A 19,076-nucleotide genomic window follows, 5' to 3' on the forward strand; every position below is an offset into this window, starting at 1 on the left:
CGTCAAAAGCGCGGCAGGTTGGAAAACGGCATCCGCCCGTGGCGCACGTGCATGCGGCCGTATTCGGCGCAGCGGTGCAGGGTCGGAATGGCCTTGTCGGGATTGAGGATGCCGGCGGGATCGAAGGCGCGTTTCACGGCCAGGAATGCATCCAGCTCGGCGCGCGAGAACTGCACGCACATCGAATTGATCTTCTCGATGCCGACGCCGTGTTCCCCCGTGATCGTGCCGCCGACTTCGACGCACAGTTCGAGGATGTCGGCGCCGAACTGCTCCGCGCGGTGGAATTCGCCCGGCACGTTCGCGTCGAACATGATCAACGGGTGCAGGTTGCCGTCGCCGGCGTGGAACACGTTCGCGCAGCGCAGGCCGTACTTCTGTTCCATCGCCTCGATCCGCTGCAGCACGTGGGCGAGGTGCTTGCGCGGGATCGTGCCGTCCATGCAGTAATAGTCCGGCGAAATGCGGCCGACGGCCGGGAACGCGTTCTTGCGGCCGGACCAGAAGCGCAGGCGTTCCGCCTCGTCCCGCGACACGGCCAGCGCCGTCGCGCCGCACTCGCTCAGCACCTCGCTCATGCGCGCGATCTCTTCCTCGACCTCTTCGGGTATGCCGTCGGATTCGCACAGCAGCACCGCGGCGGCCCGCGTGTCGTAACCGGCATGCACGAATTCCTCGGCGACCTGCGTCGACAGCCGGTCCATCATTTCCAGGCCGGCCGGGATGATGCCGGCCGCGATCACGTTGGCCACCGCATCGCCGGCCTTCACGATGTCGTCGAACGACGCCATCACCACGCGTGCCACGCGCGGCTTCGGCACCAGCTTGACGGTCACTTCGGTCACGACGCCGAGCATGCCTTCCGACCCGATGGCGACCGCCAGCAGGTCGAGCCCCGGCCCGTCCAGCGCCTCGCTGCCCAGTTCGACGATCTCGCCCTCCGTCGTCACCATCCGCACGCGCAGCACGTTGTGCACGGTGAGGCCGTATTTCAGGCAGTGCACGCCGCCGGAATTCTCGGCGACGTTGCCGCCGATCGTGCAGGCGATCTGCGACGACGGATCAGGCGCGTAATACAGCCCGTGCGGCGCGGCCGCTTCCGAGATCGCGAGATTGCGCACGCCCGGCTGCACGACGGCCGTGCGGGCATACGGATCGAGCTTGACGATCCTGTTCAGGCGCGCCGTCGACAGCACGACGCCGCCGGCGATCGGCATGGCGCCGCCGGAGAGGCCGGTGCCGGCACCGCGCGGCACGATCGGCAGGTTCAATTGCCGGCACACGGCGATGGCGGCCATGATCTGCGCCTCGTTCTCCGGCAGCAGCACGATCATCGGCATCTGGCGGTAGGCGGCGAGGCCGTCGCATTCGTACGGACGCGTTTCCTCATCGTTGGCGAGGAGGCACCGGTCGGGCAGCACGGCGCGCAGCGCGGCGACGGCTTCGCGCCGGCTGACGGCCTGGGTTTCGGGAGAGATGGAAGCATTCATCGGATCACCAGCAACGTGAACGGCCACACATACGCCTGCAGCGTGACCATGACACCGACCAGCACGGCCAGTGCGAGAGAGTGGAAGAAGACGAAGCGCAGGATGTCGCCTTCGTGGTTGATCCAGCGCGTGGCCGTGGAGGCGACGACGATGGACTGGGCATCGATCATCTTGCCCATGACGCCGCCGGAACTGTTCGCGGCGCCCATCAGGTTCGGGGCCAGGCCGAGCTGCTCCGCCGCGACCTTCTGCATGCCGCCGAACAGCACGTTCGACGCGGTGTCGGAGCCCGTCATCGCCACGCCGAGCCAGCCCATGAGGGTGCCGAAGAACGGATACAGCGCGCCCGTGTTGGCGAAGGCGAGGCCCAAGGTCGTGTCGGTGCCGGAGTAGCGCGTGAGCGTGCCCAGCGCCAGCATCAGCACGATGGTCAGCAGCGAGTAGCGCACGAGCCACAGGGTGCGGAAGAACGTGCGCACGATCGCACCCAGGCTGTAGTGCATGAACAGCGCGCCGACGATGGCCGACAGCAGGATGCCGGTGCCCGTCGCCGACAACAGGTTGAACACATAGATCGCGGATTCAGGCTCGGCGTGCGGCACCACCGGCGGCACGCGCATGACCGCGTTATGCAGGCCATCCATCGGGAACTTCGGCGCGAACAGGGTATTGAAATACGCCTTCACCGGCGGCAGGCCCCAGATGAAGACGAACACGGTCAAGATGAGCCACGGCGTCCAGGCGCGCACGATCTCCGCCCGCGAATACCGTTCGGCGCTCTCGGCGCGCCGGGGCGCGGTCTCCGTCTCGCGGCCCTTCAGGCTGGCCGACGTCCACACGGTCTTCGGCTGCCACACGCGCAGGAACAGGATCAGCGACGCCATCGACACGAGCGCGGCGATGATGTCCACCAGTTCCGGACCGATGAAGTTCGACACGAGGTATTGCGGGATCGCGAACGACAGGCCCGTCACGAGGATCGCGGGCCAGATGTCCCACATCGCCTTGCGGCCGGCGAACGCCCAGATCAGCCAGAACGGCACGAGCAGCGAGAAGAACGGCAACTGGCGGCCGATCATGGCCGTCACTTCCATCAGGTCGTAGCCGTGCACCTTGGCCAGCGTGATCACGGGCGAACCGAGCGCGCCGAATGCGACCGGCGCCGTGTTCGCGATCAGCGACAGGCCGGATGCGGCCAGCGGAGAAAATCCGAGCCCGATCAGGATGCCGGCCGTGACCGCGACCGGCGTGCCGAAGCCCGCCGCACCCTCGAAGAACGCGCCGAAGCAGAACGCGATCAGCAGCAGTTGCAGGCGGCGGTCGTTCGTGATGCCGGACAGCGAGGCCTGCAGCACCTTGAAGCTGCCGTTCTGTTCGCACAGCTGCTGCAGGAAGATGATGTTCAACACGATCCAGCCGATGGGCAGCAGGCCCGTGAAACCGCCGAGCAGCGCGGCCTTGCCGGCCATGGCGGCCGGCATCGAGTAAGCGAAGACGGCGACGCAGAACGCGGCGACCAGGCCAAGGGCCGCGGCGATGTGTGCCTTGATGTGGAAGAACCCGAGCGCGGCCAGCATCACCACCACAGGAATCGCGGCCAGCAGGGTCGATAGGGCCATGCTGCCGAACGGATCATAAATCTGTTGCCATACCATCTAAGTCTCCTTGATTGACTGAATTTTTTATATTTAGGGCTGGCCTCGCTCGCGCAGCAGGTCGGCCAGGCTGCGCGGCGCCGGTTTGAGGGGGGTTCGGTATTTGGTCCAGCCCAGTTGCTGCGTCGGCGCCAGCACACGCAGCCGCGTGGCCGCCCAGCGGAACATCCGGTAGACGCCCGGCCGGGCGAACGCGCCGCGCCAGAAGCGCCACACGAGGCGTTCGCCGCGGCTGTATTTCGCGCCCTGCCCGCGCAGCGGATGTTCGACCTCGGCGCCGGGATTCCGGTTCGCCTCCGTGCGCAGGCGCACGAGCAGTTGCGGGATCGGGATGCGCACGGGGCAGACGTCGCCGCACGCGCCGCACAGGCTCGACGCCGTCGCCAGGTCCGCCGTGGACTCCAGTCCCAGCAGATGCGGCGACAAAATCGCGCCGATCGGCCCCGGATACGTCGTGCCGTACGCATGCCCGCCGATGCGGCCATAGACGGGGCAATGGTTCATGCACGCGCCGCAGCGGATGCACTGGAGTGTCGCGCGCAGCTCCTCGTCGGCATAGGCCTGGGTGCGGCCGTTGTCCAGCAGGACGAGGTGCAGTTCGCGCGGACCGTCCAGTTCACCCGCGCGGCGCGGGCCGGAGATCAGGTTGAAGTACGTGGTGACGGCCTGTCCGGTCGCGGAACGGGTCAGCAGGCTCGCGAGCGGCACGATGTGTTCCAGCTTTTCCACGACCTTCTCGATGCCCATGATGGCGATGTGCACATCCGGCACGGTGGTCGACAGGCGGCCGTTGCCCTCGTTCTCCACGAGCCACAGCGTGCCCGTGTCGGCCGCGGCGAAGTTCACGCCCGACAGGCCGATGTCCGCCTCGACGAACGCATTGCGCAGCGTATGGCGTCCCGTCTGGATCAGGCGGTCGACGTCTTCCGTGTATTCCGTGTCCGGGATGTGCTCGGCGAACAGCGCGCCGATGTCGGCGCGGGTCTTGTGAATCGCCGGCATCACGATGTGCGACGGCTTTTCGCCCGCCAGCTGGACGATGTACTCGCCCATGTCCGATTCCAGACACGCGATGCCGCGCGCTTCGAGGTAGTGATTGAGTTCGATCTCCTCGCTCGCCATCGACTTGCCCTTGACGATGTTCTTTGCGCCGCGCGCGGTCGCGATGCCGTGGATGATCGCATTCGCTTCCTCGGGCGATGCCGCCCAGTGGACCGTCGCGCCTGCCGCCGTCAGCTTCGCTTCCAGCCGTTCCAGCAGCGCGGGCAGTTGCGCCAGCGCGTTCTTGCGCACCGCTTCGCCGAGGTCGCGCAGGCGCTGCAGCTCGTCATCGTCGCCGAACTGGCTGCGGCGCTTGTCCTGCAAGAAGGTCATCGCGCCTTTGAAACTCTGGCGCAGCTGGGCATCGTCCAGCGCGGCGCGGCTGCGTTCGTGGAAATCCTGCGGTGGGACGAACTGCAACGGGGACGTGGTCATGCCGGCTCTCCGGTAACGATGACGACCCACGTCCAGCGCGGACCGTGCGCGCCGAAGGCCAGGGTCTGCTGGATGTCGGACGTGCGGGACGGCCCCGTCGCCAGCACGAGATTGGTCGGCATGCCGTCCTGCCAGCGCTCCGTGTGCAGCGCCTGGTGCAGGTCGGCGTGCAGGGTGTGCGCGTACACGAGCGCGATGTGCAGCGGCGGCACCAGCGACACGGTGCGCGGAGAAATCGCATCCGGCGCGAGCACCAGCGTGCCGGTGGCGGCGATGCCGGAACGGGCGACCGTGAACCCCGCGTCGACGGTGCCGAACAGTTCCGCTTTCCAGTGTTCCAGCGGGCGATCGAACGCGATCGGTTCGACATTCGCCGGCAACGCGGCACGCAGGGCGCGGCCTTCCGGTGTCGCCGCATCGACGACGATGCGGCGCACGCCCGCGTCGACGATGCGTTGCGCCAGCAGCGCGGGCCATTCGCCGGCGCCCGCGCACCACGCCTGCGCACGCACGGCCTCCAGCGCGGCCTGCATGCGCCGCGCGAGGACGTTCTGCGACGTGTCGTCGCGGCGCGTATCGAAGTGCGCGGCGATGCGGCGTTCGAGATCGTTGATGCCGGCACCGTGCGGCGTGGCAGCGCGCAGGCGGCCCAGGATGCGGTCGCGCGCGTTCATGCCTGTTCTCCCACACCGCCAATCCGGCGCCACAGGAAGCTGGCGAGGTGTTCGACGGCGAGCGGCGCGCCCTGGTGCTGGGCGGCGTGGCCGATGTTGAGCAGGCAGGCGCAATCGGCCGACACGACGCGGCGGCATCCGGTCGCGCGCATCGACGCGACCTTGTCCGTAACCATCGCGCCGGAAATGTCCGCGTGCTTCACCGCGAACGAACCGCCGAAGCCGCAGCATTCGGATTCGCGCTCGTGCTCCACGCGCGTCACGCCGGGCACCGCGTCGACCAGCGCGACGCCGTGGGCCCGCGTGCCCATCTCGCGCCGCGCGGAACAGGAGGTGTGCAGGACAACATCTTCGGAGACGACCGGCGCTCCGGCCGGCATGGTCCACTCCAGCACGTGCAGCAGGAAGGCGCCGAACTCGTACACGCGCTCCGCCACGGCCTGCGCCTGTGCGCCGAGCACGGGATCATCGCGAAACAGTTCGGGCCAATGCTTGCGCATCATGCCCGCGCACGAGCCGGAGGGGACGATGATGGGCCAGGGTTCGGGAAACAGATCCAGCTGGGCGCGGGCGACGGCGCGCGCCTCGTCCGGATTACCGCTGCTCCACGCGGGCTGTCCGCAGCAGCTCTGGCCGCGCGGATAGTGAACAGTGACGCCGGCCGCTTCCAGCACGCGCACGGCGTCGAGCCCCGCCTGCGGCATGAACAGGTCGATGACACACGTACCGAACAGATACACGTTGCGAGTCATGCATTGCCTCCAAGAATTCATTGTCTTTTTTCTTTTGGTCGGCAGATCTTTCCAGTATTCTGAGTGCATCACAAACTGGTTGGGCCAGAGAAGGAGAAGTCGTGGGACAGGTCAAGTCGGTCACCAGCAAACTTGAAGAGGCATTGCTTGAGGGCACTTTCCCGGCCAATTCGAAGCTGCCGTCGGAGCGCGAACTGGCCGAACGTTACGGCGTGTCGCGCAACACCGTGCGCGAGGCGATCCAGCAACTGGGCGCGCGCGGGCTCGTGCGCATCCGGCCGCGCAGCGGCGTGTTCGTGTCCGACCAGTTGCGCACGGGCGCGACGTCACCGTGGGGCCAGCTGATCGCCGACAGCCCCGCGCGGCGCGAAGACATCCTGGAATTCCGGCGGGTGCTGGAAGGCGCCACCGCCTACTTCGCCGCCCTGCGCGGCACGGACGAGGACCTGGAGCGCATCCGCAGCGCGATGGCGCGGCTCGACCAGGCGCGCCGGGACAGCAACCATGCCGCCGAATCGCGCATCGACGTCGAGCTGCACGAAGCGATCGCCCAGGCCTCGGGCAACAGTATGTTCCTGCACCTGCACAGCAGCGTCACGAAGATGATGCGCGAGCACATCATCCGCAACGTCGACGGCTTGCGCGAACTGAACCAGTCGGTGTCGGAAATCCTGGCGTGGCAGCACCGCACGGTCTGCGACGCGATCTGCGCCCGGCGCCCGGAAGAAGCACGCACGGCGATGCAGACGCACATCGACTACGTGCGCAGCCGGTTCGACGCGGACGAGGGATAGACGACGCTGGTTGGGCCAGCGCCGTTCGTCGTCGGTTGCAACCCTCCGGCCCTCGAAAAATGCAGTTTGTCGCAGTCCGATGGAGCGGATCGGGACGTATGGATACAGTACGACCATCCGATCAACGAGAACCTCAAAGGACTCATCATGAAAAAGACCGCCGCCATCATCATCCTGTTCCTGTTCGCCCTGCTCGTCTGGAACGTCTTCACGTTCGGCGACAGCGTCGTCAGCATCGGCGACGAGGATTTCGGCGGGCCGCTGGGCGCCGTGCTGGCGACGGTCTTCGCGGGCGGCGGCATGCTGCTGGCCGGACTGATCATGCTGTTCGTGGGCGCCGTGCTGGCGGTGGTGTTCGCCGGCGTGGGCATCCTGTGCATCGGCGGCCTGGCCGTCGGCGCCTGCGTGCTGGCCCTGATGATCTCGCCGCTGCTGCTGCCGCTGCTGGTGCCCCTCGCGATCGTGTGGTTCTTCGTCAGCCGCTCGCGCAAGCACCGTTATATGCAACAGGCAGTCTAAATGCCCTCCACCAGCCGCATCGCGAACACGATCGGCAACCCGGCCGCGATCACCTTCCTCGCGGCCGCGCCGTGGTCATACGGCACCCTGAAATACTGGATGTCACGCGCGGCGTCGTCGAAGACGGCGTAGCACGCCGCGTTGTTCTGGTCGCGCGGCTGGCCCACGGCGCCGGGCAGCACGAGGTACTGGTGCTGCGGCTGCAGCGCGATGGATTCGCCGGCCTGCGGCACGTGGCGGCCCATGCGGCCATCGTCGGCGCGGCGGTACAGCGCGGGCGCGTGCACGTGGCCGGAAAACACGATGCGGCTGCCGCTGGCGCGGATGCTGCGCTCGGCCTCCTCGATCCCCGTCACGTATTCCCACCGCTCCGGCGCGTGCGCGCTGGCGTGCACGAAGCACGCGTTGCCGTGTCGTTGAATGAGGGGCAGCGCGGCCAGGAACGCCAGTTGTTCCGCATCCAGCTGGCCGCCGGTCCAGGCGATGACTTCGCGGGCTTCCGCATGCATGCGCGGGTTCGGAGGCCGCGTGACCGCAACATCGTGATTGCCCTGCACCGCGACGGCGCCCCGCTCCACGTACTCCATTACCGTGCGCACGACCCAGGCCGGATCGGCGCCATAACCGACGAAGTCACCGGTGAACGCGTACTGGTCGACGTGCTGGCGTTCCGCATGCGCGAGGCAGGCTTCCACCGCCTCGCGGTTCGCGTGCAGGTCGGTCAGCAGGGCGAGGCGCATATCAGCCGCCTGCGCGCTCCCGCGCGTACTGTTCATAGCCGCGCGCGCGCAGCTCGCAGGCCGGGCACTTGCCGCAGCCATGGCCCCAGGCGTGCGGGGCGCCCCGTTCGCCCAGGTAGCAGGTGTGCGTTTCGAAGCGGATCAGGTCGACGAGCGCTTCGCCGCCGCACTGCTCCGCCAGCTGCCAGGTCTGCTTCTTGTCGATCCACATCAGCGGCGTCTCGACCTTCAGGCGCGTGGCCATGCCCAGGTTCAGCGCAACCTGCAGCGCCTTCATCGTGTCGTCGCGGCAGTCCGGGTAGCCGGAAAAATCCGTCTCGCACATCCCGCCGACCAATACGGTCAGGCCGCGGCGGTACGCGACCGTCGCCGCCACGGTCATGAACAGCAGGTTGCGGCCGGGAACGAAGGTGTTCGGCAAGCCGTTGGCCTGCATCTGGATCTCGACGTTGCTGGTCAGCGCGGTGTCGGAGATGCGCGAGATCAGCGACAGGTCGATCAGGTGATCCTCGCCCAGGCGCTGGTCCCACGTGGCCGACAGCGCGCGCATCTTGGCGAGCACGGGCGCGCGCACGTCCAGTTCGATCGCGTGGCGCTGGCCATAGTCGAAGCCGATGGTTTCCACGTGCTCGTAGCGTTCCAGGGCCCAGGCGAGGCAGGTGGTGGAATCCTGTCCTCCGCTGAACAGGACGAGGGCGGTATCGGGTTGGTGCATGATGGGTTCCTGTAATGACGTCGTCGTCGCTGAGTCGTCCGCCATCGTATTTGACAATCAGTTAAGATGTGCCCGGCATATTGACGAATGGAGCGACATGATTTCCGCACGACCCGACCCATGCACGGCGATGGCGCCGGCGCGACCACGAATTTTGGCACAAATCGTGCTGGCCGTGAACGCGCTGCTCCTCGTCCCGGTCGCGGCCGCGCAGGATCAGCCGCCTCCCGAGGCGCCATCCCGGGCCATCGATTACGACGTGCGCATCGATGCGCCGCGCCAGTTGCGCGACCTGCTGGAGAATAACCTCGACCTGATGCGCTGGCGCGGCAACCCGCGCCTCGACATGGAACAACTGCTGCGTCTCGTGCGCACGACGCCCGAGCAGATCAAGACCCTCGTCGCCACCGAAGGCTATTACACGCCGAAGGTGTCCGCCGACCTCGACACATCGGGTGCCAAGCCGCGCGCACTCGTCGACGTCGAGCCGGGCGAGCCGGTCGTCGTGGGCGACGTCGATATCGAACTGCGCGGCTTCGTCCCGTTCGACAAGGGCAGCGCTCCCATCGACGCGGCCGCCCTCCGTAACCGCTGGACCCTGCCCGTCGGCGCGCGCTTCCGCACGGCCGACTGGGAGGCGGCCAAGCGCGGCCTCGTGCGTCAGGTGGCGCAGTCGCGCTTCCCGCGCGCGCAACTGCTCGATTCTTCCGCCACCGTCGATCCGGACACGCACCGCGCGCTGCTCAAGGTCGTCATCGACAGCGGCCCGGACGCGCGCTTCGGCGGTCTCAAGATCGAGGGCCTGCAGCGCTATCCGGCCAGCGTGGTCACGAACCTGAACACGATCCGCCCCGGCGACGAATACAACGAGGCCGCGCTGCAGGCGCTGCAGGGCCGCCTGCAGGACACGGGCTATTTCGCCAGCGTAGAAGTGAGCGCCGACATGTCGTCCGTGATCGCGTCGCAGGTGCAGGACCTGAAGGAAAACGAGGGTGCGACGCCGCAGCCGCCGAGCGGCCCCGCCACGTTGCCTGTGCTCGTGCGCGTCACGGAGAACAAGCGCAAGAACGTGGCGCTCGGCGTCGGTTTCTCGACCAACACGGGCGCCCGCGCGCAGGCGGAGTACGACGACCTGAACGTGTTCGGCAAGCGCATGAAGAGCAACGTGCTGTACGAACAAAAGCACCAGGCGGCCAAGGCCGATTTCTACCTGCCGACGACGACGGGCGGCTACAACAACAGCTTCGGCGCGGGCTACGACCGCCTGGACGCCAACGGCCAGATCACGCGCACGACGAGTATCCACGCCAAGCGCGCGTGGGGCTCGCCGCTGCTGGAAAAGACGCTCACGCTGGAAGCGCTGACCGAACAGGTGACCATCGACGACCTGCCGACGACGCGTGTAAAGAGCGTGCCGCTGACGTTCTCGATCACGAAGCGCAAGCTGGACAGCCTCGTGCAGCCGTCGCGCGGCTACATCGTCAACGCGCAGATCGGCGGCGCCTTCCTGCCCGTGCTGACGGACGAGAAATTCGTGCGCCTCTACACGCGCGCCCTCGCCTACAAGCCGGTCGGCGACGCCGGCACCTTGATCGTGCGCGGCGAATTCGGCGCGGTCGGCTCGAAGGACAAGAACGGCGTGCCATCGACGTTCCTGTTCCGCGCCGGCGGCGACCAGTCCGTGCGCGGCTACGGCTACCAGCAGCTGGGCGTGCCGGTCGGTTCCGCCATCACGGGCGGCCGCTACCTGCTCACCGGCAGCGCCGAATACGATTACTGGTTCAAGCCGCCGTGGGGCGCGGCCGTGTTCTACGACGTCGGCAACGCGGGCGACAACTTCTCCGACCTGAAACCGAAGGTCGGCTACGGCGTCGGTGCGCGCTGGCGCAGCCCCGTCGGCCCGATCAACGTCGACGTCGCCTACGGCAAGGCGGTGCATAAAGTCCGCCTGCATTTCTCACTGGGATTCACGTTCTGATGGAAGCCGATCAACAAACGCCCCAAGCCCCTGTCCCAGTGCGCCGCTGGCCGCGCCGCGTCGGCATCGGCGTGGTCGTCGTCGGCGTCGTGCTGGGCGGCGCCGTCTGGTACCTGGGCCGCGAGACCACGCTGCAGATGATCGCCCAGCGCGTCGCCAACGCCAGCGGCGGCAAGCTGACCCTGTCCGGCGTCTCCGGCTCGCTGTACGGCCACATGCACATCGGCCACGTCGTGTTCCGCACCGAGACGTCCGTCACGACCGCGGACGACATCGACATCGACTGGAAGCCCTGGCAATACCTGTCGCGCGGCGTGGAAATCGACAAGCTGTACGCCCGCGTGGTGCGCGTGGAGACGCTGAAGGAATCGACGGAACCGACGACGATGCCCACGCGGCTCGCGCCGCCTTTCAAGATTGCGGTGGAGGATGCGCGCCTCGCGAAGGCCGTCTTCGTGAACAAGGGCGCGACGACGGAAATCGACGACATCCGCGCGCGCCTGCACGGCGACAAGGCGCAGTGGAAGCTGGACTACGCGTCCGCGAACACGCCGTGGGGCCAGGTGGCAGCCAAGGGCAGCATCGCCAACACGCTGCCGTATAAACTGGATGCGGATGCGAGCCTGACGCAGTCGCAGCCGGCGGCACCGGCGCAGGCCGAGGCGCCACCGAGCCTGGGTGCGCAGCTGAAGCTGCACGCGTCGGGCGATCTGCAAAAAACCGTCATCGACGCCACCGGCCAGGCCGCGCGCGCACAGGGCAAGGCGCAGATCGTGATGTCGCCGTTCGCGGACATCCCGCTGCAGGCGTTCACGCTCGATGCGCACAACATCGACCCCGGCTTCTTCAACCCGACCCTGCCCAGCGCAGACCTGAACCTGGCCGTGTCGGTCCGGCTCGACCCGAACCGCAATATCGCGGGTTCCGTCAACCTGACGAACGACGGCGCCGTCGGCACGCTCGACCAGCAACGCCTGCCGCTGCGGGCGATGCGCGGCCAACTGGGCGGCAGCCTCACCGCCATGCGCATCACGGACGTGCTGATCGACGTGGGCAGCGCCGGCCGTTTCACGGGCAGCGGCAGCGTCCAGCGCGGTCCCGACGAAACAGGCCTCGGCACGGCGGAATTCGCGCTGCACACGGACCGCTTCGACCTGAAGCAGGTCCACGGCAGCATGAAGCCGACGCAGATCGCGGGCGATATCAAGGTCGCCAACACGAAGGACACGCAGACGCTGGACGTCAACCTGTCGGACGCCGGCCTGCGCCTCGCCGCGCAAGCCGCACTGGCCGGCGACGTGCTCACGGTGCGCGACGCGCGCCTCTCTGCCGGCAAGAGCAGCGTGCGCATCACGGGCAATGCAAACCTCAAGGACAACAAGCCGTTCAAGGCCAATGCCGTCGTCAGTAAATTCAATCCGGCGGATTTCGGCAAGTTCCCGCAGGCCGACATCAATGCCGAGATCAACGCGGCCGGCGCGCTCGCCCCGCAGTGGAAGGTCGCGGCCGATTTCGCCGTGCGTCCGAGCCGGCTGTTCGACCAGCCGCTGTCGGGCCGCGGCAAGCTCGATGCGGACGCCACGCACGTGCACGACGTCGATGCGACGCTGGCGCTGGGCCAGAACACGGTCGATTTGCGCGGCGCGTTCGGCAAGCCGGGCGAACGGCTGACGTGGAAGGTCGACGGCAAGCAGCTCTCGGCACTGCGCAGCGACCTGTATGGCGCCGTGCTCGCGAGCGGCGTCGTCACCGGGACGATGGAAGCGCCGCGCACGACGTTCGAAGTCGACGCGCGCAACCTCGGCTGGGTGCCGCGCGAAAAGAAGAACGACAATGGGTCCGTGCATGCGAGCGGCGAGGCCTGGCTGTCCGGCAAGGAAGGCGCGCGCATCGTCGAGGTCACGGCCAAGGGCGACATGCAGCGCCTGAACCCGGCCGCCTTCGGCTCGCCGCTGGCCGGCAGCATCAACGGCGGCTTCACGGCCAGCGGCCGCACGGGCGCGAACATGGGCGGCGCCATCGACCTGGCGCTGCAGGATTCGACCTTGTCGAAATCGCCGCTGTGGGGTCACGCGAAGCTCGCGGCGGACAAGCGCCACGTGTCGAACGCCGACGTCGACCTGCACCTGGGCGGCAACGTCGTCGCGGCGAAGGGCGCGTTCGGCAGCGGGCGCGACACGCTGAACTGGCGCATCGATGCACCGCAACTGGCCGCGCTCGGCCCGGACTTCGCCGGTGCGCTGAGCGGGTCCGGCACCCTGTCAGGCACGATGGACACGCCGTCGCTGACGGCCGCCATCGAAGGCCAGAACATCCGCGTGATGGGCACGCAATCGGTCAAGGCGTTGAAGGCCAGCGCGAACCTGGGCTCGGGCCGCGGCGCCGCCGATCCGCTCGCGCTGGACGTGTCGGTGACGGATTACGCGAGCACGACGACCGATAAGCTGGGCAACGTCAACGAAACGAAGATCGCGTCCGCGCACCTAGCGTCGACGGGCACGCGCGGCGCGCACACGATCCAGGCCGCCGCACGCGGCGATAGCTTCGATGCCGCGCTGGCCGTGCACGGCGGCCTGACAGGCAACACGTGGAACGGCACCGTCGACGCGCTGAAGAACAGCGGCCGCTATGCGCTGACGCTCGCCGCGCCGACGCCCTTGCGCATTGCGGGCGCGCCCGGCAGCGGTCTCGCGGGCCTGGCGAAACCGGAGCAGATCGCCCTCAGCGGTGCGACGATCCGGCTGCCGGCGGGCTCCGTCACGATCGACTCGCTCGCGAAGATCGGTCCGCGCTGGAACACGCGCGGCAGCGCCACCGGCGTACCGATGAACTATCTGGCGCAAGCGTCGGACGCCATGCGCCAGAACGTGCGCGGCGATTTGACGCTCGGCGCACAATGGGCGATCGACCTGCGTGCGCCCACCGCAACCGGCGCCGTGCCTCAGCTCGCGGGCAACGTGCACGTGTTCCGCGAAAAGGGAGATCTGATCGCGGGCGACATCTCGCCGATCGCGCTGGGACTGCGCCAGCTTGACCTGCGCGCGGACGTCGCCGGCGGCGCGCTGCGCAGCCAGCTCGCGCTGGACGGCACGCGCATCGGCACGGCCAATGTGGACGCCACCGCCCAGCTCCTGCAGGGCCGCGTCGACAACGACAGCCCGTTGAAACTGACGGCGAATGCGAACCTCGCGTCGCTGTCGTGGGTGTCGCCGCTGCTCGGCCAGCCGGGCCTGGAAGTGGACGGCGCGCTGCGCCTCGCGATCAACGGCACCGGCACTGTCGGCGCGCCTCTGCTTTCCGGCGGCATCGAAGGCGACGGCCTCGCCGTGCGCTGGCCGGACCAGGGTGTCCGCCTGCGCAACGGCCAGCTGCGCGCGCAGCTCGCCGGCGACCAGCTGCAATTGCAACGCCTGACGCTGGAAGGCAACAGCGGCCGCGCGACGGCGGACGGCTTCGTGCGCTTTGCCGGCGGCGAGGCGACGATGAATTTGAAACTCGTCGCGGACAAGCTGGAAGCGCTGTCGCGTCCGGACCGCACCGTCGTCCTGAGCGGCCAGGCCAGCGTCGTGCGCGACGCGCGCCAGTTCCGGGTCGAAGGCAACTTCAAGGCCGACCGCGCCCTCGTCGAACTGGCGCCGCAGGACCGCCCGACGATCTCGGACGACGTCATTGTCCTGGGCCGCGGCAATGCGGCGCCGGCGACGGCGAAGAAGGAAACGGCGGTGCCGCTGACGATCGACCTGACGGCCGACCTGGGCGACGACTTCCACCTGCGCGGCATGGGCGCCGACGCCTACCTGGCTGGCAACGTGCACGTGCTGAAGGTGGGCGACCGCGCGCCGCGCATCAACGGCACCGTGCGCACCGTCAGCGGCACGTATGCCGCGTACGGCCAGCGCCTGACGATCGACCGCGGCGTGATCACGTTCAGCGGCCCGTACGACAACCCGTCGCTGGACATCCTGGCCGTGCGCAAGCGTCCCGACGGCGAGCAGGTGAGCGAAACGAACGTCGAGGCGGGCGTGCAGGTGCGCGGCACGGCGCTGGCGCCGACGGCGAAGCTCGTGTCGACGCCGAACGTGTCCGACAGCGACAAACTGTCGTGGCTCGTACTGGGCCACGGCATGGAAGCGACGACGGGCAACGAAGCCGACGTGCTGAGCGCCGCCGCCGGCGCCCTGCTGGGCGGCAAAGGCGGCACGGGCGGCATCACGAGCAAGCTGGCGAACTCGCTGGGCGTGGACGAACTGGGCGTGCGCCAGGGCGCGGGCCAGGCGTCCGGCCTGGAAAACACGGTGGTCACGGTCGGCAAGCGCATCTCGTCGCGCCTGTACCTGAGCTTCGAACAGGGCGCCGCGACGGCATCGAGCGTCGTGCGGGTGCGCTACAAGATCAACCCGCGCATCACCCTGCAGTTGCAGACGGGCACCAACACGGCCTTGGACGTGCTGTACTCCTGGGCATTTGATTGAACACCGGGGTCAGAGCCCGAATATTGGCAATAGCTAGCGCGATATTTCCAAAAACGGGGCTCTGACCCCGGTTTCAGGCAATTGCCTTCGAGCGCTTCGGCTTTGCCTTGGCCGCATTCAAGGCGGCCGCCGCGCGGATGAGCGCACGGAACGCGGCCGGGTCTAACTCCTCGCCTTCGTGGATGTCGATGGCGCGCCGGGCGTTGCCGTCCAGGCTGGAGTTGAACAGGCCGGACGGGTCGTCCAGCGACGCGCCCTTCAGGAAGGTCAGCTTCACGTGCGACTTGTACGACTCGCCCGTGCAGAGAATCCCGCCGCTGGACCACACGGGCGTCCCCATCCACTTCCACTCTTCCACGACGCCGGGCACCGCTTCGTGGATCAGGGCGCGCACCTTCGCCAGCGCCGCGCCGCGCCAGTCGCCCAGGTCGGCGATGCGGCGGTCGATCAGTGCGGACGCCGGCAGGTCCGCGGACGAATTCTCCTGCTTCATCTCGCCTCCTTCAGCTTAGTCGTCGAGCTTCGCCAGCACCTCGTCGAGGGCGGCCGTGAATTTGTTCCAGCCGTACTTGGCACCATTGTAGGCCGCATCCTGGCCGGGCTGGAAGCCGGTCTGTTCCATTTTCAGGTGCGTGCCCGCGCCGGCCGGGGTCAGGGTCCAGGTGACGACGCTGTCCAGGCCCATCGCCGCCCAAGTGTACGACAGGGAACGGTTCGGTTCGATCTCCAGCACCTCGCACTCGACGGCGCCCCAGTCGGCGCTGAGCTTGAAGCGGTGATGCAGGGCGGGCACGAAATCGTTCTTCATGAGCCACGCTTCGATCAGGTGCGGCTGCGTGAGCGCGCGCCAGAGCTTTTCCGGCGGATGCGCGAATTCGCGTTCGACGGTGACGGTGCGCGTGTGGAGCGAGGTATCGTTCATTGGTCCATCCTTTTTAACAGGTCTTCCAGGTCATCGAACCGGCTCTCCCAGAACCGGGCCATTTGGTTCGTCCAGTCGGCCAGCGGCGCCAATGCCTGCAGCTGGGCGGTGTAGTGCGTCTGGCGTCCTTCATGCCGATCGCGCACGAGCCCGGCCTGCTTCAACAGTCCCAGGTGCTTGGACACGGCCGGCTGCGAGATGCCGGCCCGGGCCGTGAGGGCCCCGACCGTCTGCTCGCCGTCACGGCACAGCGATTCGAAAATGGCGCGCCGTGTCGGGTCGCCGAGTGTCCGGAAAAGAATATCGTGGGTGTCTGTCATGGCAATTAATAACCGGCTGGCTATGAATTAAATCATAGCCATCCGGTTATAGGTTGGTCAAGCACTTTTTATTGAGGGGTGTCCGGGCGCGCTACGGCACCGGAGACGAGCGATGTGATGCACGCGATAACGACCACATGCCGAATCGTCCGTTGCGGCCTGGCGGCGCATCCGGACGTGCGTCGCTGCCGGCCTAGTGGAGCGTTACGCTGGGGTTCGGATCGACAGGCGGCTCGTCGTTCTGCGGCGTGCGGATGGGCGGCTGGTGCGGGTCGGCGGGCTCGAACGGGTCGGGCGGCGGTTCCTCGATGGGTGCGGGATCGGGCGCCCGGTGCGCGTGCTGCCCGATTGGATGCCGCCTCGCGGTCATGTCTAAGATCATGTAAGACTCCTGCTAAAGATGCCAAAACATTACCATGGGCAGCGGTTGGCCGACGCGCGCCTGGATTACAATGGCGGATTCGACAGAAAGTTTCGAGGAATCCCATGTTGCCGACTCCCGTCGTTGCCGCCGTGCTCGCGCCGCTCGTGCTGTGGCGCATGTACAGCCGCATCAAGCGCCTGACGACCCGCCAGCGTTCGAAGACGTGGCGTCACCGCACGACGCTCGTGTTCTTCCCGATCCTGCTGCTGGTCCTGGCCGCCTTCAGCATCAGGACAAATCCGTTCGCGCTCGCGGGTCTCGCGGCCGGGCTGCCGGTGGGCGCCGTGCTGGGGCGCATCGCAATCGGCAAAACGCGCTTCGAACAGGTCGGCGCCGACTTCTTCTTCACCCCGCACGCGCCGATCGGCCTTGGGGTGGCCCTGCTGTTCATGACCCGCATGGCGTGGCGCGGATACGAGTTCTTCGTGCTGGGGTCGCTGGCCCATCACGAGTTCGTGTCGAGCCCGCTGACCCTCGTCATCTTCGGCGTGCTGGCCGGCTATTACATGAGCTACGCGTTCGGCCTGCTGTCCTGGCGCAAGCGCACCGCATCCGTTTCACCTGTTTCACCTTGAACTGCACCGCATGAGTCTGACCACCCTCGCCCTTATCGCCCTCGTTCCCCTGCTCATCTGGCGCATCTACTCGCGCCTGAAAAACCAGATGACCCGGCAGCGCTCGATCCTGTCGCGCCACTACACGGGCCTGTTCGTGTTCGTCGTCATGATCCTCATCCCGGGATCCGAGCTCATCGACCGCCCGTTCCAGCTGGCCGCACTGGCCGCCGGCGCCATCGCCGGCATGGCGCTGGGCTCCTACGGCCTGCGCCGCACCCGGTTCGAGGACACGCCCGAAGGCTATTTCTTCACGCCGCCGTCGCGCATGGGCATCCTCGTCGCCATGGTGCTGGTGGCGCGCGTGGTCTACCTCGGCATCGAAATCTACATGAACCAGGGCAGCAACCGCCCGAATCCGCGCTTCACGGACAGTCCCGTCACGATGCTGTGCCTGGGCTTGACGGCCGCCTATTTCGCCACGTTCTCCGCTGCCCTGATGCGCTGGCGCCAGCGCATGCGCAAGGAAATCGGCAACACGTGATTCACTTGATGCAGTCCAATGCGTCACGCATAGCCCTGCGGAGAATAGCCTCCGGGGCCACTTGATGTATTGACAACCGTGTCGTGACTCCAGTCATCCACCTGGAGCACGCATGGTCTTCGCCTTCCTTGCCCGCCACTGGCTGGCCCGGTGCCACCGCGCCCATGTCGAATTGCTCGCCATGGACGTCTACCGCAACTACGTGACGCCGACGCACGACGACGTGTTCCACCACCTGAGTCACGGCAACTATCTCGCCAGGGGGTTGTCGCTGCGCCAGCGCGCGCGCTGCGTGCTGACGCATTACCGCTTCGAGGACGCCATGTTCGATGCTGCCTACAAGCACGCCGTCTACCGCGACGGCGGGCTCGTGCTGTGGCAGCACGAGGCGGACGGCAGCAAGGTCGAGGTCCGCCTCGGCATGGCGCAGCACCTGAACGCGGAAGGGGATCTCACCTTGACCTTGCTGGCGAACGGCAGGCGCATGCACCGCCTGTCGTTCAGCTGGGTCGACGAGCGTTTCGCCGGCCTCGCCGGATTCGGCGCGGCCGGCATCCTGCCGTTCATCGCCCGCAACCAGGGCCACCGCGCCGACGAGACCGACGCCGTCGACGCGTTCCGGCGCGCCTTCCCGCCCAACTCCCCGCTGGTCGCGACGCCCGGCTTTTTCTGCTACGCCGCGCTGCAGGGCATCGCGCAGGCGCTGGGCATGGATCACGTGGTGGCCGTCAAGTCGGCCTGGCATTGCGCCTATCTGCCTGCCGACGACAAGCATTTCGCCACCGCCTATGACGGCGTATGGCGCAACCTCGGCGGCACCGGGATGCCGGGCCGCGCGTGGCACATTGCCCTGCCGTTGGAGGGCAAACCGCTGGCCGCGATACCGTCGAAACACCGCAAGCGGGCGGCGCTGCGGCGCGCGTACTGGCAGGGCATCGGCGCAGCGGCGCGCGAGGTGCTGTCGCGCCATGTGGCGGCGCCGCAGGCACACAAACAAAACGGCCGGCGTCCACAGGAACGCCGGCCGTTGCAGCCATCATGACAATG

The 19,076-nt window shown here is 67.6% G+C and carries 18 protein-coding genes; 7 read left to right on the plus strand and 11 right to left on the minus strand.

The features are described 5' to 3' along the window. Positions 1 to 2: 2 nt before the first annotated feature. Genes P0M04_RS05845 through P0M04_RS05865 form a run of 5 tightly spaced genes read right to left on the minus strand, consistent with a single transcriptional unit; the run spans position 3 to position 6,047 of the window. Positions 3 to 1,490 (minus strand): FAD-linked oxidase C-terminal domain-containing protein, encoded by a 1,488-nt coding sequence (locus P0M04_RS05845; protein WP_259448011.1) that lies wholly within the window; start codon positions 1,488 to 1,490, stop codon positions 3 to 5. Beyond that, positions 1,487 to 3,145, minus strand: a complete 1,659-nt coding sequence (locus P0M04_RS05850) for an L-lactate permease (protein ID WP_259448012.1) — start codon at positions 3,143 to 3,145, stop codon at positions 1,487 to 1,489. Before P0M04_RS05850 ends, P0M04_RS05845 begins: the two co-directional genes overlap by 4 nt. 33 nt (positions 3,146 to 3,178) lie before the next feature. Continuing rightward, a complete protein-coding gene (locus P0M04_RS05855) occupies positions 3,179 to 4,621 on the minus strand; it encodes a LutB/LldF family L-lactate oxidation iron-sulfur protein (RefSeq protein WP_259448013.1) in 1,443 nt (480 codons plus the stop codon). Continuing rightward, positions 4,618 to 5,295, minus strand: coding sequence for a LutC/YkgG family protein (locus P0M04_RS05860; protein WP_259448014.1), 678 nt, complete (start codon positions 5,293 to 5,295; stop codon positions 4,618 to 4,620). Before P0M04_RS05860 ends, P0M04_RS05855 begins: the two co-directional genes overlap by 4 nt. Then, positions 5,292 to 6,047: a (Fe-S)-binding protein gene (locus P0M04_RS05865; RefSeq protein WP_259448015.1), complete on the minus strand. Its 756-nt coding sequence runs from the start codon at positions 6,045 to 6,047 to the stop codon at positions 5,292 to 5,294. Before P0M04_RS05865 ends, P0M04_RS05860 begins: the two co-directional genes overlap by 4 nt. 101 nt (positions 6,048 to 6,148) lie before the next feature. On the opposite strand from P0M04_RS05865, the gene P0M04_RS05870 reads away from it, so the two are divergent. Both P0M04_RS05870 and P0M04_RS05875 read left to right on the plus strand, forming a co-directional pair. Further along, positions 6,149 to 6,841: a FadR/GntR family transcriptional regulator gene (locus tag P0M04_RS05870; protein ID WP_259448016.1), complete on the plus strand. Its 693-nt coding sequence runs from the start codon at positions 6,149 to 6,151 to the stop codon at positions 6,839 to 6,841. A 147-nt stretch (positions 6,842 to 6,988) separates the two neighbouring features. Continuing rightward, positions 6,989 to 7,360: a hypothetical protein gene (locus P0M04_RS05875; protein ID WP_259448017.1), complete on the plus strand. Its 372-nt coding sequence runs from the start codon at positions 6,989 to 6,991 to the stop codon at positions 7,358 to 7,360. On the opposite strand, the gene P0M04_RS05880 is transcribed toward P0M04_RS05875, so the two are convergent. Next, positions 7,357 to 8,100 (minus strand): metallophosphoesterase family protein, encoded by a 744-nt coding sequence (locus tag P0M04_RS05880; protein ID WP_259448018.1) that lies wholly within the window; start codon positions 8,098 to 8,100, stop codon positions 7,357 to 7,359. The genes P0M04_RS05875 and P0M04_RS05880 overlap by 4 nt on opposite strands. Position 8,101: 1 nt before the next feature. Then, entirely contained in the window at positions 8,102 to 8,815 is a 714-nt protein-coding gene (gene queC / locus P0M04_RS05885; protein ID WP_259448019.1) for a 7-cyano-7-deazaguanine synthase QueC, read from the minus strand. A gap of 97 nt (positions 8,816 to 8,912) precedes the next feature. Here queC and P0M04_RS05890 point away from each other — a divergent pair, with 97 nt between their 5' ends. Together P0M04_RS05890 and P0M04_RS05895 are read left to right on the plus strand one after the other, a co-directional pair. Further along, on the plus strand, positions 8,913 to 10,793 hold the full coding sequence (locus P0M04_RS05890; protein WP_259448020.1) for an autotransporter assembly complex protein TamA: 1,881 nt from the start codon (positions 8,913 to 8,915) through the stop codon (positions 10,791 to 10,793). Continuing rightward, positions 10,793 to 15,265, plus strand: a complete 4,473-nt coding sequence (locus P0M04_RS05895) for a translocation/assembly module TamB domain-containing protein (protein ID WP_259448021.1) — start codon at positions 10,793 to 10,795, stop codon at positions 15,263 to 15,265. Before P0M04_RS05890 ends, P0M04_RS05895 begins: the two co-directional genes overlap by 1 nt. A gap of 73 nt (positions 15,266 to 15,338) precedes the next feature. On the opposite strand, the gene P0M04_RS05900 is transcribed toward P0M04_RS05895, so the two are convergent. The 4 genes from P0M04_RS05900 to P0M04_RS05915 form a co-directional block, all read right to left on the minus strand. After that, on the minus strand, positions 15,339 to 15,758 hold the full coding sequence (locus P0M04_RS05900; protein ID WP_259448022.1) for a DUF1801 domain-containing protein: 420 nt from the start codon (positions 15,756 to 15,758) through the stop codon (positions 15,339 to 15,341). 15 nt (positions 15,759 to 15,773) lie between these two features. Next, positions 15,774 to 16,187: an SRPBCC family protein gene (locus tag P0M04_RS05905; protein WP_258852893.1), complete on the minus strand. Its 414-nt coding sequence runs from the start codon at positions 16,185 to 16,187 to the stop codon at positions 15,774 to 15,776. Continuing rightward, positions 16,184 to 16,507, minus strand: coding sequence for an ArsR/SmtB family transcription factor (locus P0M04_RS05910; RefSeq protein ID WP_025511203.1), 324 nt, complete (start codon positions 16,505 to 16,507; stop codon positions 16,184 to 16,186). The genes P0M04_RS05905 and P0M04_RS05910 overlap by 4 nt, the downstream gene beginning before the upstream one ends. A gap of 193 nt (positions 16,508 to 16,700) precedes the next feature. Then, positions 16,701 to 16,889, minus strand: coding sequence for a hypothetical protein (locus P0M04_RS05915; RefSeq protein WP_259448023.1), 189 nt, complete (start codon positions 16,887 to 16,889; stop codon positions 16,701 to 16,703). A 104-nt stretch (positions 16,890 to 16,993) separates the two neighbouring features. On the opposite strand from P0M04_RS05915, the gene P0M04_RS05920 reads away from it, so the two are divergent. From P0M04_RS05920 to P0M04_RS05930, 3 genes are all read left to right on the plus strand, one after another. Beyond that, the gene (locus tag P0M04_RS05920; protein ID WP_259448024.1) at positions 16,994 to 17,506 is read left to right on the plus strand and encodes a CcdC protein domain-containing protein; all 513 of its coding nucleotides are present in this window, start codon (positions 16,994 to 16,996) and stop codon (positions 17,504 to 17,506) included. Positions 17,507 to 17,516: 10 nt separating this feature from the next. After that, positions 17,517 to 18,029 (plus strand): CcdC protein domain-containing protein, encoded by a 513-nt coding sequence (locus tag P0M04_RS05925; protein WP_259448025.1) that lies wholly within the window; start codon positions 17,517 to 17,519, stop codon positions 18,027 to 18,029. Positions 18,030 to 18,141: 112 nt separating this feature from the next. Then, entirely contained in the window at positions 18,142 to 19,071 is a 930-nt protein-coding gene (locus tag P0M04_RS05930) for a DUF535 family protein (protein ID WP_259448026.1), read from the plus strand. The last annotated feature ends 5 nt before the right edge of the window (positions 19,072 to 19,076 follow it).

Source organism: Telluria mixta, from assembly GCF_029223865.1.
In the GTDB taxonomy this organism is placed as follows: domain Bacteria; phylum Pseudomonadota; class Gammaproteobacteria; order Burkholderiales; family Burkholderiaceae_D; genus Telluria; species Telluria mixta.

Excerpts from the sequence above, each read along its gene's own strand:
- P0M04_RS05845 (WP_259448011.1), bottom strand. The coding sequence starts at position 1,490 with ATGAATGCTTCCATCTCTCCCGAAACCCAGGCCGTCAGCCGGCGCGAA.
- P0M04_RS05850 (WP_259448012.1), bottom strand. The coding sequence starts at position 3,145 with ATGGTATGGCAACAGATTTATGATCCGTTCGGCAGCATGGCCCTATCG.
- P0M04_RS05855 (WP_259448013.1), bottom strand. The coding sequence starts at position 4,621 with ATGACCACGTCCCCGTTGCAGTTCGTCCCACCGCAGGATTTCCACGAA.
- P0M04_RS05860 (WP_259448014.1), bottom strand. The coding sequence starts at position 5,295 with ATGAACGCGCGCGACCGCATCCTGGGCCGCCTGCGCGCTGCCACGCCG.
- P0M04_RS05865 (WP_259448015.1), bottom strand. The coding sequence starts at position 6,047 with ATGACTCGCAACGTGTATCTGTTCGGTACGTGTGTCATCGACCTGTTC.
- P0M04_RS05875 (WP_259448017.1), top strand. The coding sequence starts at position 6,989 with ATGAAAAAGACCGCCGCCATCATCATCCTGTTCCTGTTCGCCCTGCTC.
- P0M04_RS05880 (WP_259448018.1), bottom strand. The coding sequence starts at position 8,100 with ATGCGCCTCGCCCTGCTGACCGACCTGCACGCGAACCGCGAGGCGGTG.
- queC (WP_259448019.1), bottom strand. The coding sequence starts at position 8,815 with ATGCACCAACCCGATACCGCCCTCGTCCTGTTCAGCGGAGGACAGGAT.
- P0M04_RS05890 (WP_259448020.1), top strand. The coding sequence starts at position 8,913 with ATGATTTCCGCACGACCCGACCCATGCACGGCGATGGCGCCGGCGCGA.
- P0M04_RS05895 (WP_259448021.1), top strand. The coding sequence starts at position 10,793 with ATGGAAGCCGATCAACAAACGCCCCAAGCCCCTGTCCCAGTGCGCCGC.
- P0M04_RS05900 (WP_259448022.1), bottom strand. The coding sequence starts at position 15,758 with ATGAAGCAGGAGAATTCGTCCGCGGACCTGCCGGCGTCCGCACTGATC.
- P0M04_RS05905 (WP_258852893.1), bottom strand. The coding sequence starts at position 16,187 with ATGAACGATACCTCGCTCCACACGCGCACCGTCACCGTCGAACGCGAA.
- P0M04_RS05910 (WP_025511203.1), bottom strand. The coding sequence starts at position 16,507 with ATGACAGACACCCACGATATTCTTTTCCGGACACTCGGCGACCCGACA.
- P0M04_RS05915 (WP_259448023.1), bottom strand. The coding sequence starts at position 16,889 with ATGATCTTAGACATGACCGCGAGGCGGCATCCAATCGGGCAGCACGCG.
- P0M04_RS05920 (WP_259448024.1), top strand. The coding sequence starts at position 16,994 with ATGTTGCCGACTCCCGTCGTTGCCGCCGTGCTCGCGCCGCTCGTGCTG.
- P0M04_RS05925 (WP_259448025.1), top strand. The coding sequence starts at position 17,517 with ATGAGTCTGACCACCCTCGCCCTTATCGCCCTCGTTCCCCTGCTCATC.
- P0M04_RS05930 (WP_259448026.1), top strand. The coding sequence starts at position 18,142 with ATGGTCTTCGCCTTCCTTGCCCGCCACTGGCTGGCCCGGTGCCACCGC.